Source organism: Pseudomonas sp. C2B4, from assembly GCF_013359695.1.
Classification (GTDB): Bacteria; Pseudomonadota; Gammaproteobacteria; order Pseudomonadales; family Pseudomonadaceae; genus Aquipseudomonas.
This window is the reverse complement of record NZ_JABFMU010000042.1, coordinates 42,360-59,500: the sequence shown is the minus strand read 5'-3', so window position 1 is coordinate 59,500 and position 17,141 is coordinate 42,360. Positions and strand designations below refer to the sequence as shown.

General features: G+C 52.6%; 13 protein-coding genes and 2 pseudogenes. 10 read left to right on the top strand and 5 right to left on the bottom strand.

Annotation, left to right across the window (positions count from 1 at the left end):
- From HNQ83_RS22595 to HNQ83_RS31720, 3 genes are all read left to right on the top strand, one after another.
- Positions 1 to 428: class I adenylate-forming enzyme family protein (locus tag HNQ83_RS22595; RefSeq protein ID WP_175390982.1), on the top strand; the 428-nt coding region annotated here is incomplete at its 5' end.
- Between the two features lie 552 nt (positions 429 to 980).
- On the top strand, positions 981 to 1,259 hold the full coding sequence (locus tag HNQ83_RS22590; RefSeq protein WP_175390981.1) for a hypothetical protein: 279 nt from the start codon (positions 981 to 983) through the stop codon (positions 1,257 to 1,259).
- 68 nt (positions 1,260 to 1,327) lie between these two features.
- Positions 1,328 to 1,522, top strand: coding sequence for a hypothetical protein (locus HNQ83_RS31720; RefSeq protein ID WP_256669131.1), 195 nt, complete (start codon positions 1,328 to 1,330; stop codon positions 1,520 to 1,522).
- Positions 1,523 to 2,078: 556 nt separating this feature from the next.
- On the opposite strand, the gene HNQ83_RS22585 is transcribed toward HNQ83_RS31720, so the two are convergent.
- Positions 2,079 to 3,701 (bottom strand): methyl-accepting chemotaxis protein, encoded by a 1,623-nt coding sequence (locus HNQ83_RS22585; protein ID WP_175390980.1) that lies wholly within the window; start codon positions 3,699 to 3,701, stop codon positions 2,079 to 2,081.
- 430 nt (positions 3,702 to 4,131) lie between these two features.
- Here HNQ83_RS22585 and HNQ83_RS22580 point away from each other — a divergent pair, with 430 nt between their 5' ends.
- Positions 4,132 to 4,434 (top strand): hypothetical protein, encoded by a 303-nt coding sequence (locus tag HNQ83_RS22580; protein ID WP_175390979.1) that lies wholly within the window; start codon positions 4,132 to 4,134, stop codon positions 4,432 to 4,434.
- Between the two features lie 487 nt (positions 4,435 to 4,921).
- A complete protein-coding gene (locus tag HNQ83_RS22575; protein ID WP_175390978.1) occupies positions 4,922 to 5,161 on the top strand; it encodes a hypothetical protein in 240 nt (79 codons plus the stop codon).
- 76 nt (positions 5,162 to 5,237) lie between these two features.
- Here the strand turns inward: HNQ83_RS22575 and HNQ83_RS22570 are convergent.
- Positions 5,238 to 5,659: pseudogene (locus HNQ83_RS22570) on the bottom strand (glycoside hydrolase family 19 protein); the annotation flags it as partial.
- 243 nt (positions 5,660 to 5,902) lie between these two features.
- Here HNQ83_RS22570 and HNQ83_RS22565 point away from each other — a divergent pair.
- Positions 5,903 to 6,277, top strand: a complete 375-nt coding sequence (locus tag HNQ83_RS22565; RefSeq protein ID WP_175390977.1) for a type 1 fimbrial protein — start codon at positions 5,903 to 5,905, stop codon at positions 6,275 to 6,277.
- Positions 6,278 to 6,354: 77 nt separating this feature from the next.
- Here HNQ83_RS22565 and HNQ83_RS22560 read toward each other — a convergent pair.
- Positions 6,355 to 7,103: pseudogene (locus HNQ83_RS22560) on the bottom strand (IS66 family transposase); the annotation flags it as partial.
- Positions 7,104 to 7,521: 418 nt separating this feature from the next.
- Here HNQ83_RS22560 and HNQ83_RS22555 point away from each other — a divergent pair.
- The 4 genes from HNQ83_RS22555 (at position 7,522) to HNQ83_RS22540 (ending at position 13,021) form a co-directional block, all read left to right on the top strand.
- Entirely contained in the window at positions 7,522 to 8,073 is a 552-nt protein-coding gene (locus HNQ83_RS22555) for a fimbrial protein (RefSeq protein ID WP_218585551.1), read from the top strand.
- A gap of 69 nt (positions 8,074 to 8,142) precedes the next feature.
- Positions 8,143 to 8,883 carry a molecular chaperone gene (locus HNQ83_RS22550; RefSeq protein ID WP_175390976.1) on the top strand — a complete coding sequence of 247 codons (741 nt, stop codon included), beginning with the start codon at positions 8,143 to 8,145 and terminating at the stop codon, positions 8,881 to 8,883.
- Between the two features lie 435 nt (positions 8,884 to 9,318).
- A complete protein-coding gene (locus HNQ83_RS22545) occupies positions 9,319 to 11,907 on the top strand; it encodes a fimbria/pilus outer membrane usher protein (protein ID WP_175390975.1) in 2,589 nt (862 codons plus the stop codon).
- Between the two features lie 100 nt (positions 11,908 to 12,007).
- Complete coding sequence (locus HNQ83_RS22540; protein WP_175390974.1) at positions 12,008 to 13,021, top strand: fimbrial protein; 1,014 nt, start codon at positions 12,008 to 12,010, stop codon at positions 13,019 to 13,021.
- 61 nt (positions 13,022 to 13,082) lie between these two features.
- Here the strand turns inward: HNQ83_RS22540 and HNQ83_RS22535 are convergent, their stop codons facing one another.
- Both HNQ83_RS22535 and HNQ83_RS31715 read right to left on the bottom strand, forming a co-directional pair.
- Positions 13,083 to 13,733, bottom strand: coding sequence for a response regulator (locus HNQ83_RS22535; RefSeq protein ID WP_175390973.1), 651 nt, complete (start codon positions 13,731 to 13,733; stop codon positions 13,083 to 13,085).
- Positions 13,730 to 16,990: a hybrid sensor histidine kinase/response regulator gene (locus HNQ83_RS31715; protein ID WP_175390972.1), complete on the bottom strand. Its 3,261-nt coding sequence runs from the start codon at positions 16,988 to 16,990 to the stop codon at positions 13,730 to 13,732. Before HNQ83_RS31715 ends, HNQ83_RS22535 begins: the two co-directional genes overlap by 4 nt.
- Positions 16,991 to 17,141: the final 151 nt, after the last annotated feature.

The following is a 17,141-nucleotide window of genomic DNA, read 5'->3' as shown; positions in this document are numbered from 1 at the left end:
CCCAGGGCACAGCGGCTGAATTCAGTGACGGTTTCTGGAAGTCCGGTGACCTGGGCTACGTGGATGAGGCCGGCTATGTGTTCATCGTCGACCGCAAGAAAGACGTGATCATCACCGGTGGCTTCAATGTCTATGCCGTGGAAGTCGAAGCCACGATCAATACTCACCCCGCCGTTTCCATGTCAGCCGTGGTCGGCATCCCTCACGACAAGTGGGGTGAGGCGGTGCATGCCGAAGTCGTGCTCAAGGCGGGCATGGCGGTCGACGAGCAAGAGCTTATTGCTCTTGTCAAAGAACGCCTGGGCGGCTTCAAGGCCCCCAAGTCAGTGAAGATAGTTGAAGCCCTGCCGGTCAGTGCCGTTGGCAAAGTGCTGCGGCGACAGGTGCGTGAGCGGTATTGGGTGGATCAGTCGCGCCGGGTTTCTTAAAGCGATCTGGTCTGCTAGCCGATCTGGTTGCTTATCCGATTCGTTCGGGAATGACCACGGTGGACCAGCCGGGCGACAAGCTCGGTTGGGACAGTTGAGCAAACTGGTAGGCCCTTTCTGTTTCTCGCCAGTGACGCAGGGAGCTACATGAGCGGTGCGGTGCTGTCCGTGGACGGTGCGCAACTGGTCAGCAGTCTTTAAGTAAAAAAACGCAGGCTGACTGTTGGAAGCTGGATCAGCCTCGCCTTTGATCAACCCGGGCGCAAGGTCCTATCGCGACAGGCAGAAATCAGCCGAGAGTTGCACTCCATGAATGTCGGCTTTGGGTCGACCACAGCCCATCGCCGTGGGTAGGCGCGATATTTGATTATGACGGCATCACGGGGAAATACGGGGTTCTAACACGTCTACGGATGCCGTCAAACCCTCGCAAATCCCCGCCCCCCCCACTTAGAGAGGTCTTTCATTTACGTAGCGCAGGCACTATTTAATTCCTAGGCTCACCGCCCCATGAATGAACATGGGGCTTGCCATCAACCAGGAGTCCTCCGCGTGTCACTCACCAACGAATCATCGTTTACGATCCTGTCGAATCCGCTGGCAGTGCGGTTGCAAACCGAAGTATTACAAAGCGCTTGGGAACGCGTGCTACTCAACATTGAGCAGTCGCGCACTGAATCAGCCATATTGGAACAAGTGTCGACCGCTCGCGGATTCGCCTGGGGCCTGCGCGTCGCTGAATTGGTCGACGAAGTGGGTTACACGACGATGGGAGCGGAGATTACTTTGGCCCAGCAAGCGGCCCTGCATCGCGCGGGCAGCAGGCAATAAATACTAGTCGTCCTCGTTATCCACTTGCCATGGCTATGCTCTAGGGCTCAAATCAATCAAGCTCAGACCTGTTCCCTTCCCTGTGCTTCAAGATCAACGAAAACCAGCTCGCCCTAGAAGTTGGCATCCTTGAGCTCCCAAATTGGGTCGATCAGTACGGTTTGTCTGAGGCTCCCGAAAATGTCCAAAACACTCCGGCCGCGATAGATCGTAATGAGATATTTATCAAGATGACGCTTGCGATGATGAGGGCGCTGGATTAACTCTGCGGCCATGCTATCTGCACTATTGCGAAGTATTGGAAGGTGCCTCAACAGCATCGCTGATTATCTGATCAAGCTGTTTGAAGCACCGCTCCTTCTCGACCCCTTGCAGACGATTGCATTGAAAACCATCAGTATCCGGAAGAGATATAATTAGTTGAATTTCGGCCGCGACCAATACTGCCAGAGCAACTATCACGACCACGATTACGCCAGCGATAACATACTTACACATCAAAAGCCGACCTCACCGAAAAACTTAACTTAATCATAAAGCAATCGCTATCAGTCGATAAAAAAACCGCCAGCAGCACAGCGACACCATTATAGACGTACAAAAACAAGTTAGGCCCTCGAAACAGCTACTCTGGGAGATTACAAATCTGACTCGAGGGCGATGCACTAGCAAAGCATTAACCAATAGCAAAATTTTAGCGACTAATTACTTACATTTCATGAACAACTACCCAAGGGTAAGTCTGTGCGACTTACCAAGGGAGATTGATATACATGAAGCCCGCGCAGACAAGCTTAAAACCGCTTATTTTTAGATGGCTCAAACCGTAAACTGGGCCACTACCTTGCTCAAACCAATGGCCAACCTAGACAACTCAGTGCTTGCTTCGGAGGTCTGATCGGCGGCCGACGTACTCTGAATGGACAGATCCCTGATACTCATCAAGTTCTGATCCACGGATCGGGCGACCTGAGCCTGTTGCTCGGAAGCCGTCGCAATCAGGAGGTTTCTTTCGTTGATATCTGTTACTGCCCTGGATATTTCCTTGATCGCCTCCCCTGCCTCACGCGCGATCTCAAGTGTTTTTATCGCTTCAGCAGTGCTTTGCTGCATAGAAACAACGGACCTGTCGGATCCCGAGATGATGCCGCTCATCATTTGCTCAATTTCTTGTGTCGACTGCTGGGTGCGATGAGCCAAGGCCCTGACTTCGTCGGCCACCACGGCAAAACCGCGCCCTTGTTCGCCCGCACGTGCTGCTTCGATGGCGGCATTCAAGGCAAGCAAGTTGGTCTGCTCGGCAATGGCTCGAATAACGTCAAGGACTTTTCTGATGCTCTGGGTCTGCTGCGCCAACAACTCAAGGTCATTACTCGTCTGCCCTACGGAACTTGCCAGCTTTTCGATTGACGAAATGGTCTGAATTACCCGATCCAGACCTGCTTGCGCAGCTGTACCGGACTGCTGGGTGGAATGAGATGCGGAAACCGCATTGCGTGCGACATCTTCGACCGCCGCAGTCATCTCATTGACGGCGGTGGCGGCTTGTTCAGTTTCGAGGCTCTGGCGTTGTATACCCGTCATCGCCTCGTGAGTAATGGCACTCATTTCTTCAGCTGCCGATGCCAACAATGAAGAAGAGTCGGAAATATGGTTGATCGTACCCTTAAGTTTCGTCAGCATCGCCGCAGCCGATTTTTGCAGGTCCGTAAGTTCATCAGCGCCCGACACTTCCACATTGCTCCTCAAATCCCCTTCGGCAATTTTCTGGTTAATATGCAGCAATGATTGCATTGGCAATACGATGCTTCGCGTGAAAAAAATGGCGATGGTCACCGTGAGTATCAAGCCCGCAACAATGATCGTAACGACCCATTCAAGTCCGCTATCAAACGCTTCACGCGCGCCCACTCCCGAGTTTGCCGCACCATTTGTATTAACGGCAGCCAACTGATCAATACTGGCCATCAGTTCATCAGCTGCGGGCGCCGTCACCGTCCGGACATATGAAAAGGTTTCGGCTTGGGATAGCTTGTCAGCGGACCCCAACAGAGCTTGTACTTTATTGTGGTAGCTTTTTACCAACTCCAGGACCTTCTCATATTTGACTCGTTCAGCCTGAGAAGAAACATTGGACTCATAACCTCGGGAAACCTCTTCGAGTTGTTTGTCCAGGTCGGCTACTTTGGCTTGTGACGCATCTTTGTCCGTGGACCCTTGCATTACATAATAAAGTAGAGCGAGGCGAAGATTATAGGCGGTCGACTTTATTGCGGCAGAGCCCTGTATGCTTGGTAGCCAATCCACTTCCAGTCTTTTCGTTTCAGCGCCGATTTGTGACATTTTCCATACAGACAACCCGCCCATACACATGAGCAAAAGGGTTATAATGCCAAAGCAAATAGTTGCACGGGCACTTAGCCTAATGCGTCTCATTAACATTTTACCACCCGGTGCGATCAGTTTTTAGTTTTGGTAGCTCTCGTTCGATTTAAGGCAGAGCTAACAGCGCACGCACCCTAACTAACAAAGTAAAACTTGGATATCAGTCAAATCTTAAAAAGTCGAGATCGCCCAGCGAATACCGCGCTATTTTGAAACAACAAAAACTTGGAATTTTACTGTAGGGCAATCGTTCGATTTTATGATGGCGCCTGCATATTAAGTTCATTTTTTCGTCTTTACGAGAATAGTATTTCCCTCTGATTACTTTAGCCTAGCGCCCCCCGAAAAACCCCCCCCCTTTTTGGCTTCTATCCGGCGGTCTACCGACTGAGCAGATCAATAGCATTTCGCCTATGCTGAATACTGACCTTCGCTTTACGGTGGTATTTGATACTGCCCTGCAAACTAACGGGGCGGGGAGATGGCAATGCCGGCGAAACTAGCGGATCACTTGTGGGAAAAGATCATCGAGCGCGATGCGTTGGCTATACGTACACTCCGAGAAAAGATCGCCGCTGTGCAACAGCTCGAGGCTTTGATCATCCTGAAGGAAAGCCAAGAGATCGCCTGTGTTGTCATGAGAAACGGCTTGATCGAGCACGCTCTCAAGCGCTGCCTTGAAAACCTCGAGGGTTCGGAAGCTGTGACGGAGCAGGATGTCTGGGTGTTCTACGAATATGCAAGCTATGTGGCAAAACATGCAGAAAAACTGGAGTATGAAGAGGAGTAGCAAGCACTGCTGCCCCTCATACTTGGCTTGGGCGGCCATTGGTCCCCAAATTTCTCGGAGATAAAACCGCTGGCCTGAGCCATGGCCGATCTGGGCAATGATCGCAGCAATGTGTTCGGCCCCGACGATCTAGTAGAGCTGCATGGAGGTGTTGAACACAGGAACAAAAACTCGGCCTTTAGCGCCAGTTACTGAAGGGCAAGAGGCATACTTTTCTCTTGGCAAAAGTAAATACCAGCTTCATTCCCCGTACGGCGACCTACCGGCCATCCGTCGCTTAAAGTTTCTATAGTTTGTCAACAAACCTCACTCTTCTATTGCTGTATATCACTAATGGCTGTCACTGGATGGATATGCTGTCGGTCCGTCGATCTTTGATGGCCAGCTCGGGCGATACAGAAAATCAGTTATGCCTTATGGAAGGCTACGCTCCATATTGATTTTTACTCGTACTCGATTGAACTTACGCTTAATCTGTAGGAGTTCCATGAACCTAACGAAACCCAATCTAAACCTGCGGCGTGACCTCAGGCAGGCTGCTGCCCTCCTCAAATGGTCGGGGGTGGATTTGTTCACGATTGCTCAGCGCTTTATAGCCGTTGGGGATGAAGTAGGCGCCAACGAGTTGATGAAGATCGCTCTGGGATTTCAGGAAACGGAAGATCGGCTGGCGGCTTATGCGGATGAGGTACAGGCGAAAAGGATTGTGCGGGCAACGATTGAGTAACTCATGACCGTCCCTCAGCGAACCAGTGATGAACATAACCTGCACACTCGCCACGTCCTGTTAGAAGCAGTTGTATTCACGCCAGCACCCTCAGCGCTTGCGCATACAGCGCCTTGCGCTCAACCGCACCATTCTGGCCACCGCTAATTCGGCGACTGATATTGTCGAAATCACCGGCGTCGGCGAGGGTGTTGAGCCCTTTGGTCGCCCAGAACCACGCCGCCTAAAGGCTGGTGTACTGCGATTGTTCCAGCAACTCAGGCTGGCCAACCAGGTCAACGCCAATAGCTTCGCCGCATTCTTTGTAGTTGGCCCGACCGGAGATCTGAATCAGACCGCGCCCACAGTATTTTCCTGCCGTCCCCGGCCCATCGTATTGCCCAGGTCTTTTCGGCCTTCATAGCCTGCCTGCTGCGCAGCGGGTCCCCAAATCTCACGCACATAGCGCAGTTGCCCCGACTCGTGGCCAATCTGGGCAATGAAAGCGGCTAGGCTTAGCAGCAGTGTTCTGGTGACAGATGTATCAAGCCCCACCGACTCCCTCCCCTTGAGCACGTGATGGGCAATGAGCTCTTTTACCAATTCTGCCCAGCGGTACCGGGCGAAAGCTAACCGCAGGGCAAGGTTTTTTTTGAGATGAAACCTAGAATATTGTAAAAAAAACATCAAATTAGTCTAAAAAAAAAGAATTCCTGCCGACATCCTAGACAGGTCATCTGCCTTAACACCAGAGGTGTCGCAATGAATCGCAAACGTATATCGATTGGTTTGGGGCTGCTTGTTGGCCTGAGTTGGGCATGTTTCGCATCGACGCAGGCTGAATGGCGGATTTCTTTCCAAGGAAGCATTGTAGAAACTCCTTGCAATGCGTCTATTGCAGGAGACGACTTGGCGTTGCAAGACTGCCCTGCCATGGCTCGTATCTATGGCATCAGCATTAGAAACGTGGAACCGGTACATTCAATCACTTTGCTCTATCAACCGGAACCCCATGTCAAATTGATTGCTGAAAGCGAAGAAGGTCCAGGAAAATTCGGTCGTCAGTATGGGATGCTGGATGCCGCCAACAAACCGATTAATTCTGGGATGTACTTGGTCACTTTGACCTATCCGTAATCAAGGCCTGACGGGAGCGAGGGCACCTCACCAGAACTCGGACACGGCGTGAGTTTTTCTCACTGTGGCACAGCGCCAACCGCCGTTTTGCATGGGCTGTTGTCGATGGGCACGGCTCCATCTTCCAGGTAGCACGTTAGTGCTACTCAGCGTTTAAGGCTGTAACCTATGGCCTTGGCCATGGCCGAACCGTTAGGTACAAGATCACGCTGAGCCTGCATCCACTGATGCGTCGTTTCAATTACCGACCCAATCTTTTCCTGCCATGCTCGCCAACGCTCCTCATCACTCATGTCCTGCGCTTGCCGTTCGACTTCTTACAAACCACCAATCGAGTGCAGTACCTGTCCGGCCTACTGGCTTTTGTTCGCCACGTACAAATCGAAATAATACTTGCGACGAGCTTGGGCCATGCAGCCAATTTCGGTGATGCTTTCTCGAAACTGGCTTTGTAGCCAGCCAATTCGTGACACACCGCTTGCCGCTCCACAGGCGGAAGAGGTTGCGCAAATGCTTGCCCGCCCAGCTCGGGCTGAAGTCATAAACTGAGGCCTTGCCCCGAGAATGGGTTGGTGCTGTAGACCCAGACGTAAGCTCTTCGGGTTTTCTTCTCGCCGGGTGCGAGCATTTGAACCGGGGTCTCATCCGTGTGGATCTCGCCCTTGGTCAGCACCGTTTCTCGCAGCGCATCGTACAAAGGCTGTAGCAGCACGCCTGTTTGCCCGCCCCACTGCGTCAGTGACGAGCGGGCGATCATAAGCCCGGCTCGACCAAAGATCCTCTTCTGCCGGCACAACGGCAAGTGGTCAGCGAACGTGGACATTATTCCTTATGATTGGGATCAGGTAGGTGACTTGGCCGGGCGTTACAACACTCAGACATTGCTACTGGTGTCCGATTCAGCATTGTAGTAACCCGCTATCAGTAAGGTTTGTCGAACATCGAATGCGACTTCCGCTGCAAATAGAACGTGGCTTCCTGCCCTCTTTGTGACACAAAATATGCAGATGTAAACTAGCGAGAAACACCTCCAATTTAAGATCTTTCTTATTTACACCCCGGCAATTAAAGCTAATTAAATCGCAAATTCAAACCCGTCGAAATTTAAGATAATTCTTATATAGACGCTTGACCTACCCTAGTAACGTACTCCCTGTAGCAAGCGAACAACCGTTTTAAATTAATTGATACCTCATAAAAACCTACTCACATTGAATTACCCATATCGATACCTGGAGAGCTCCATGTTCAAGACGCTTTTGACCACTTCCGTCGCCGCTGGCCTGGCTGCTGTACTTGCTATGCCCGCTCAAGCTTCTGATGGTACTATTAACTTCGTCGGCACAATCAAAGACGTTACTTGTACTGTTAAGGCCGCCGGCACAAGCGGTATTTCGACCGTGACTCTACCGACCATTTCCAAAAACGCATTGACCACTGTTGGCGCTACCGCAGGTGACACCAATTTCAACATCGATCTGAGCAACTGCTCAGGTACTGACGTTGCAGGCAGCGGCGTTGCTGTCCACTTTGAACCTGGGCAGAATGTTAACGCCAACGGTCGTCTGATCAATAATGGCCTGGCCACCGGTGTAGATTTGGCTCTGTATCAGGCCAACGCTGCCAGTCCGCTGAACCTGGGTGTTGCGCCGGTCGCCGCGTACAAAACCATGAACGGCACTACACCGAACGGTTCCGTCTCAATGCCTTACACTGTCAAGTACTATGCGACCAGCGCAACTCCTAGCGCTGGTACGGTAACTTCGAGCGTTGTTTACTCTGTCGTGTATTTCTAAACCCCATGCTTGCGGATCGCTTTGGCGATCCGCAAGCCGTAAGCAACCTGTCATCCAGGATGAGGCGCCATGAAATCGTTGACCTTCTCTAAGTGTTTGCTTTCCGGGTTGATCCTGGTTGGCAGCCTGCTCACATCTCAAGCCCAAGCAGCCATTGTGATTAATGGCACGCGGGTAATTTACCCCTCTGATCAAAAGGAAATCAGCGTTAAACTGGATAACAACGGCGAAGCTCCCCTTCTCGTCCAGTCCTGGATCGACGAAGGTGATGCTCATTCCACCCCTGATAACTCCAAAGCACCCTTTGTTCTGACACCACCCATTGCCCGAATCGATAAGCACGAAGGGCAAACCTTACGGGTGAGATTCACGGGTCAGAAGAGCCTGCCACAGGACAAAGAATCGATTTTCTGGTTGAACGTGCTAGAAGTGCCCCCCTCCACCGATGATGGCCAGAATAAACTCAAGATTGCCTTCCGCAGTCGGGTCAAATTCTTTTATCGCCCGACAGCGTTAAAACTCGACACCTTGCAGGTCGCTCAGCAAATGCAATGGCGACTAATCAAAAATACAGGCTCATGGGTGCTCGAAGGTACTAACCCAACCCCATATTACTTAAATTTGAGTGCTGTAAAAGTAGGTCGCGCCAATATAGAACTTGATCTAACAAATAGTATGTTCGGACCTGGTGAACATAAAACATTCCCCATCAAGGGCGCGATGGACTTGGCGGACACCAAGCAAATTGATTTTTCTGCAATTAATGACTACGGCGGAATTCAGACAGTGACTCAAGCCTTGACACCGTAAACAGGAAGAACACTTGCACCCTTATCACTTGGATTTGTGCAGGGCTGATCGCGCCTATTTCGTCCATCACCGATACTTATCCAAATATTGTGCCTGCAAATCTAAACGGAAAAATAACACACGCTGCTCCACGAATGTTTTTAAGATAAATCTTATTGAACCTCATCCTTTAAATTTGTGAGGAGCGTACGTTTGTTTTCAATCAGCGCTTTGCGAATATTCTTATGTTCTCGTCCTGGCCTCTCCCCTATTCTTAAATCCTGAAAAGTTAATTCACGGTACGTTGCCCTCAATAGTCAGCGGGCAACGCAAGCGTCTCGAAAACCGCTATTCAATTCATGAACCTGGCAGTTCTCGTGACGTTCTCCGACCGCCCAGAAAACGGCACCGGAAACAGTAGCGTAGCTATTGAATCCTATTTGCAGGACTTCAAACATGATCAAGCATCAGGATTTCGGTCTCTCTGTCATCAGCGCTTTGTCGCATGCGCGCTTTTGCCTGAAACCGCTCGCGGTCGCCATCATGTTTGCCGGTGTCGGCCTGACGACCACCATCAGTGCCTCGGAAAATGGCGACGTCTCTAAGGAACTCGCCAGTTTCGATAACAGCATGCTCTGGGGCGCAGGCGCGCAGTCAATGGATGTCAACCGTTATAGCGAAGGCAACCCGGTTGAGCCCGGCACCTACGGCGTGGACGTCAGTGTCAATGGCACTCCTGCCGGGCGCTTTGATATCACCTTCGTTCCCGGTGCTACTGCTGACCACGCCAAGCCAGAGCTGACCGTCGAGATGCTGGAAAAAATCGGCGTCGATACCGACAAATTGCAAGACAGTACAGGTAACAGCGCGCCGGCTCAGGACCTGTTCAGTCTCATTCCAGATGCCACTTACCGCTACAACACTGCAGAACAGCGGCTGGAGCTAAGCATCCCGCAGGCAGCCTTGCTCAATCGTCCACGCGGTTATGTCAGCCCTACGCGTTGGGATCGAGGGGTCGACGCGGCGTTCGTCGATTACAACGTCAATACCTACCAGAACACCAGCCATGGAACCAAGAGCAACTCCGCCTATGCGAACTTCAGCGCAGGCGTAAACCTGGGCGACTGGCGCCTGCGCCAGCGTTCGACATTGAACTGGGATAAACAAACGGGCAAAGACTATCAAGCCGTCGACAGCTATGTGCAACGGGACATCGACGCCATGAGTTCGCAACTGACCCTGGGTGACAGCTTTAGCGATGGCGAGCTATTCGACACCGTGGCGACCCGAGGCGTGCATATGGCAACCGACGATCGAATGCTGCCAGACTCGCAGCGCGGTTATGCCCCCATCATCCGAGGCGTGGCCTCGACCAACGCCCGCGTAACGATCCGTCAAAATGGCTTCATCATTCAGGAAACCACCGTCGCGCCGGGTGCCTTCGAGATCAGCGACCTCAACCCCGCAAGCACCAGTGGTGACCTTGACGTCACAGTGACCGAAGCCGACGGCCAGGAACAACATTTCACCGTGCCGTTTTCGTCGGTGAGCCGCTCCCTTCGCGAAGGTACCTCTCGCTACACAGCGACAGTCGGCCAGGCTCGCGAACTGACTTATGGCAGCAAGCCGATGGTTGCACAGGGCACCTACCAACGTGGCCTGAGCAACCTCGTCACGGGCTACACCGGCTTTTCCACCGCCGAAGGTTACGACTCGGTGATCCTCGGCGGGGTGCTGAACAGCGAATACGGCGCGTTCGGTGCCGATATCACTGCGTCGAAAACTGAACTGGAAGGCAAGACCTTCACCGGTCAATCGGCGCGTGTGACCTACAACAAGATTCTGCAAAGCTCCGGCACCAACTTCACCGTGGCTGCTTACCGTTACTCCACCGCAGGCTATTTCGGCATCAACGATGCGCTCAATGCCCGCGATCAGTTGGACGCACTCGGCGACAGCCAGGGGGGTGTGGACTCGATCCAGCACGCCCGCAGTAAGGCACAACTCAACGTCAGCCAGAACATCGGCAGCAGTTCTTACGTTTACATCAACAGCTCCGTACAGAACTACTGGAACAGTGCGGGTACCAACACACAGTATCAGGCCGGTTTCAACCAAAACTACAGTTGGGGTAACGCCGGTGTAAGTGCTTCGCGCACCCAGGACATTTTGGGCAACGACACCACTCAATACATGGTCAACGTGTCCATTCCGTTGGGTTCGTCCACTACTCGCAATCGGCCTTACCTGAGTGCCAGCGCCACCACCAGTAGCGATGGCAGTGCCAACATGCAAACCACCCTGAGTGGCACCAGCGGTGACGACCAGTCACTCAGCTATGGACTTACCACCAGCAACAGCCGTTCTGGAAGCAGCGACAACACCACCAACGTTGGTGGCAACGGGCAATACCGTACGTCCGCGGCCAACCTGAGCGCATCCGTCAGCAAGGGTACCGAGTACCAGCAAGCCTCCTTGGGCGCGAGCGGTTCAGTGGTGGTTCACCCGGCAGGCATCACTTTTGGCCAGCCACTGGGTGACTCCATTGCGATTGTCGTTGCGCCTGATGCCGCTGGTGCAACGCTCACCAATGCAACGGGTGTAAAACTTGACCGTAGCGGTCAGGCCGTGGTGCCTTACCTGAACCCTTACCGGGTCAACACGCTGGAACTGGACCCGAAAGGTATTTCCGATGACGTCGAACTGCAGAACACCAGCCAGGAAGTGGTACCGCGCAGTGGCTCGGTGATCATGGCCAAATTCAATACTGTTTCTGGCCGGGCATTGCTGATCAACGCCCATCAAACCAACGGCAAGCCGTTGCCTTTCGGTGCCGGCGTCTACGATGAACAAGGGAAGGACGTGGGGGCGGTTGGCCAGGGTGGACAGATCTTTGCCCGGGTAAATGGCGATCAAGGCACGTTGCGCATCGGCGCCAATGGCAAGGACTTCAGCCAATGCAACCTGCCTTACCAACTGGCCCCGAAGGCAAAAGGCGAAGCTGCATCGAAGCTGGAAACGGTCGATTTGACTTGCAAGGGTTGAGAGACACAACCCACCCCAGGCACTTACCTTGATTGCGTAGGTACGTTTCATCGGCTGCGGTGATCAACCGAAATCCCTTCACTATCTATGAGGATCGCAAATGGACAGCTACTTGAATTTGTTGCGCGGACTGCGCCGATTATTCCCGTGTTCCGTGCTACTGCTCGGGTACTTCTTCGCAAATGCGGCACAGGCGGCTACATCGACCTGCGTTTATCCAAACACCGCAGTTTCAAATGTGCTGGTTTTTACCGCCCCCATAACCACTGCCGGCAGCAGATCACTTAATACTGTATTGCAAAGTGTCGCTTTGCAACCAGGACTCGCCATCACATCAACTGCGGACAACATTGTTGAAACGGCCTCGGTCAACGGCATACCCGTTCCAGGGTTCACTAATGTCTACAAAACCAATCTGAGTGGCATAGGTATAAAATTCCAAGTCACCACCGGTTATAATGGAGGCTTTTCCGACGCGCCATTCACTAATACCTTCAGCAAGTCGACCGCAGGAGGTAGCGTCCATTATGTCCAGGCCCAGTTGGTCGTCGTTGGCCCGATCCAGTCGGGCATTTTGATGTCCTTGCCCTCGATGACGGTCAGCTTCACGGGTGGTTGCAGCAATGCCCCCAGCGCTACCTGGACAGTGGCAGACGGCACCGCCATCAACGCTTTGACCTGTGCCGTCAGCGCCAGCTCAAAAAACGTTACCGTTCCCCTGGGACTGGTCAAGACAAGCCAATTCAGCGGGGTAGGTTCCACTGCTGGTAGCGCCAACTTTAACATCGTGCTGGAAAATTGCAGTGCCGGGGTCAATCTGTTTGCCACCTTCACGGATGGCAACTATCCCGGCAACAGAAGTAACGCGCTTTCCCTGACCAACGACGCTCAAGTAGCTCACGGTGTAGGGATCCGTATCCGAACTGGCGGCGGTGCGATAGTGACTTATGGGCCTGACTCGTACCTGCCCGGTACACTGAATCAGATGGCATTGGGTCAATCGACCATGGGAACGATGACGATCCCTTTCACAGCTAGCTATGTGCAAACGAGCGCCACCATCAGCAGTGGAATCGCCAACGGAATGGCCACCTTCACGCTTTCGTATCAGTAGAGGTACTTCGACCCTCCTGAGACTCCGGGTGGGGGATGCGGCGGCTCGGTGACCCAATCTTTTACATCAGGCCACTACGCACAGCGTATTCGTACAGTTGTTTGTCGTTGGCAATACCTAACTTCTGCTGCGCCGAAATTTTTTGATGACTTATGGTTTTGACACTCCGGTTGAGCAAAGTGGCTATTTCCGAAACAGTATGCCCACTGACGAACAACCTCAGCACTTCGGACTCTTTTTTCGAGAGTTCCTTGTGACTGGCATCGCCCCGTGAGTTCAAGTGCTCTAGCCTGAACTCCTCGAGTAGCTTCTTGACCGCTTCCGCTACGTATTTGTGACCCGAAGCAACCTGTCGAATCGCGTCGAGAACATCATCCTGCACGGCACTTTTCAGCAGAATTCCTTCCGTGCCGGCGCGGATAATGCTCTCCAGGATCGACGGATTGGTCATCATCGTCAGGATGATCAGTTTGACTTGCGGATAACGACGCTTGACGAACGTGACGAGCGTCAGGCCGTCGCCATGAGCGCCTCCAGGCATGTAAAAATCGCTGATCAAAACATCGGGATTCAATCGGTCCAGCAGTTCGATGAGTTCCGTCGAATCAGCTGCCTCGCCACAGATCTCGATTCCCGGATCCTGCACAAGCGCCATGCGAACCCCGAACAGCACGATAGGATGGTCATCCGCCAGTATCACCTTCAGGTTCATGGAGGAGCCTCCCATATGAAATTCAAACTCTGTTTCAGACGCTGCAAAAGCTCGTCAATTTGAGTCAGCTGATCTGCAACGGCCAAGGTTTCAATGCACGAGCAAATTTCAGCGGCGTCCGTTAGTCCGACAGTGGCCAATGCGCCTTTGAGCCGATGCGCAGACTGACTGACGAGTACTGCATTCCCTTCCGAGTTTGCTGCCATTATGGCAAGCCAATCACTACTAATGGTTGAAACCAAAAGCTCGCGCATGGCGGGATCTTTTTCAATCATCGATAACAAGATACTCGCCTTGGACGGTTTTTTTGCAGGTTCTTTAACCACGGCCCCCAATGCGCTCAGCGTCTGGCGCAAACTTGTCAGCGAAACCGGTTTCGCCAGATGCGCATTCATTCCTGCCTGGAGACAAAGTTCCTCCTCCTCGGCATGGGCATTTGCGGTGACACCTACAATCAGGACGTCAATCCCGTCGGCCCTCAACTGCCGGGTTAACTCGTAACCGTCCAGCCGCGGCATGTTCACGTCAGTTAGCATTACGTCGAACGTTTCGCCACGCTGCCAGAGATGCAGGGCCTCAAGACCGTCAGACGCCATCGTCACCTGACACCCCAGTCGCTCAAGTTGCTCGGTGAGAACCAATTGGTTGATCGGATGATCTTCCACCGCCAGTATGCGCAGTGCATAAAGTCTTTCGGGCGACGGGTCACTGGTCGGGCTTGAGACCATCGGTGCTTTTCCGTTCGCCAACTGCAAAGCCTCCAGCAACCCATGCTGACTAAGACAGCTCACATGCCAGCCGTCTTCACGCCATTGCGGAGTCGTTACACCGTCAGGTTCCAGCCAGACAACCGCGGCAAAGTTGTCGCCGGTTTCAGTCTCGGGGCCGTGGGGCCAGGCCACCACGAGGTAGTCGGTCATCGCGTACGACGATCGTTTTGATCCGAAGGCTTGTGCTTGCCCACCAGCGAACTGGATCTGTGCTTGCAGGTTTTCGCGCAGATCGCTCGCATTCGCCAGAACATGGATCGTGGGAAAGTCATTCAGGCGCAGAGAAGGTGCCTTCCCGGCGATGGGCAGTCGCAGCGAAACAGTGAAACTGCTACCCAACCCCAGCTCGCTGACCAGCTCGATCTCGCCCCCCATCAATTGCACCAGCCGACGACAAATTGATAACCCCAGGCCCGTCCCGCCAAACCGTCGTGCGGTCGAGTTGTCGGCCTGGATAAAAGGCTCGAACAACTTCATCTGAGCCGCTTTGGCAATACCAATACCTGAGTCAGTGATCTGCAACTTCACGTCGAACTGCCCTGGTTCGATTTCAATCCCCGACAGACGAACGACGATTTTCCCACTGTCCGTGAATTTCACCGCGTTGCTCAGCAAGTTATTCAAGATCTGCTGCAAGCGGTTGCGATCACCCGTCAGCAACGGCATATCCGGTTGCAGGCAAGCGTACAGTTCAACGCATTTCTTCCACGCGATAGGCAGAAACCCGCGAGCAACACTTTCAACCAGGTCGATCAGGTCTAACGTGGCGAACTCCAATGTGAGCTGATTGGCCTCAACCTTGGAAAAGTCGAGGATGTCATTGATGATTTGCAGCAGGTTGCTGGACGAAAGTTCGATGGTGTTCAAATAGTCTAGTTGTTGAGGCTGTAACCCAGTGCTGGCCAATAGTTCGAGTGTACCGAGTACACCGTACATCGGTGTGCGAATCTCGTGGCTCATCATGGCTAGAAACGCAGATTTAGCAGCATTGGCCTCATCAGCCGCCTTTTTGGCGGTGGTCAACAACAACTGTGCATAGTTGCGTTCGCTGTAATCCACAACGGCGCAAAAAAGAACCGGCTCGTCGTAGAACTGAAAATCCTTCAGGGTCGCTAAAATGTGCACTTGCTTGTCACTGTCGCTCGCTTGTACCTCGACTTCGGCCCTGGAGGCATCCGGCAATGTATTAGCCGGCACCTTCAAGAGGTACTCCTGAAGCAAACAGAGCTGCCCACCCTCCCTAACGACCAGTTTCAGCAATTGGTCAGATTGTTCGTTCTGAATCAGGACGACGCCATCCGAGCGCCGAATCAAACATAAGCCGACCGGCGAATGATCCATCAATACCCGAATCAGCTCTTGCCCCTCGGCGAAATTTATGCCGTTTCTTTGCACGGGAGCCAGCAAGTAATTGCGTAGGCCCCTTGCCGTCAGAAAAACACCCACAAGCCCTATAATCAGGGTTGCTAATGTAAAACCAAGTGCCACGGCGTTGTCGGCTAAAACGGTAGCTAACGGGACGCCATACACCATTTGCCATTGGGATTGCGGGACTACGACATAAATCAACAACCAACCCCCATCAACCTCATAGTCCAGATTGGAAATGCCGCTGACCGCATGAGCATTTTTTCGCAACATGTCTACAGCTTCGAAGCCCGTATCGGCCACCACCAGTCTTTGCCGCGAATCAAAAATGGCCACGCTCATCGCATGTTTCTGCAGCCATTTCCGGTCCACGAGATCCGACACCGGTATCTCACTTGCCAAAAACGATAAAAGTGCACCTTGATTATTGAAGACAGGTTCGTAGCAAGTGATCACCGTCTCTTCGTGCACTGGGCTGACATGAGGCTCCGTCCATTCAGGCCCTTTGCTTTTGCCAAGATACGCAGAATAGTCATGCCGTATCGGCTCACGCACTTTAGTCAAATAGTCCGTCAGTTCGGCCGGGGTATATTGAGCCCAGTTTTTCCAGTCGTTTGTGGGGTTCGACAGACCGAAAAGCTCGTCCGCCGCTGAAGCCACCAGGAATCGACGGCTGTTTTTATAGGTGTCTTGCCAGACCGTATTTTCGATATTCGAAAGATACTTGGCCTGGCTGAAAAAAATGTATTCGTCGTCTGAGCTCAAGGTGTCTTTTCCACGGACAAAAACTCCGTGTCCAAAACCATTTACTCCATCGATCTCATTCACTGACAGCGCAGGCATTTCTCCCAGTTTGGAAAACTTCGCAGCATGATCTTCACTTTCCATGTTGACCGTAGACTGGACTATGCTGGAAGAACTGTTGATGAATAAAACCTCCGCCTCCGTGCGTAAAAATAATGCGCGGGAATGTTCACGACTCAAACTGTCATAGCGACTGACGGCGCTCAGAAAAGCACTGTATAGATGAAAACAAAGGGCTGTACACAACACCAGCGCCGCCAAAGCAGTAGCGCAATCAATCCATCTTTTAGATAGCTGAAATTGCTGTCTATCCACCGCGCTACCCCTGATGAGCCTGACAAGTTCGTTTCCACTGACTCACGCCATATATAGCAATATATCCGGCTTTACGCTTGCGATTTCCCACATGAACATTTCCAGACGACACCCGCCTTAACGCCACGAGGGAAACCGGCTTGGCCAAGTG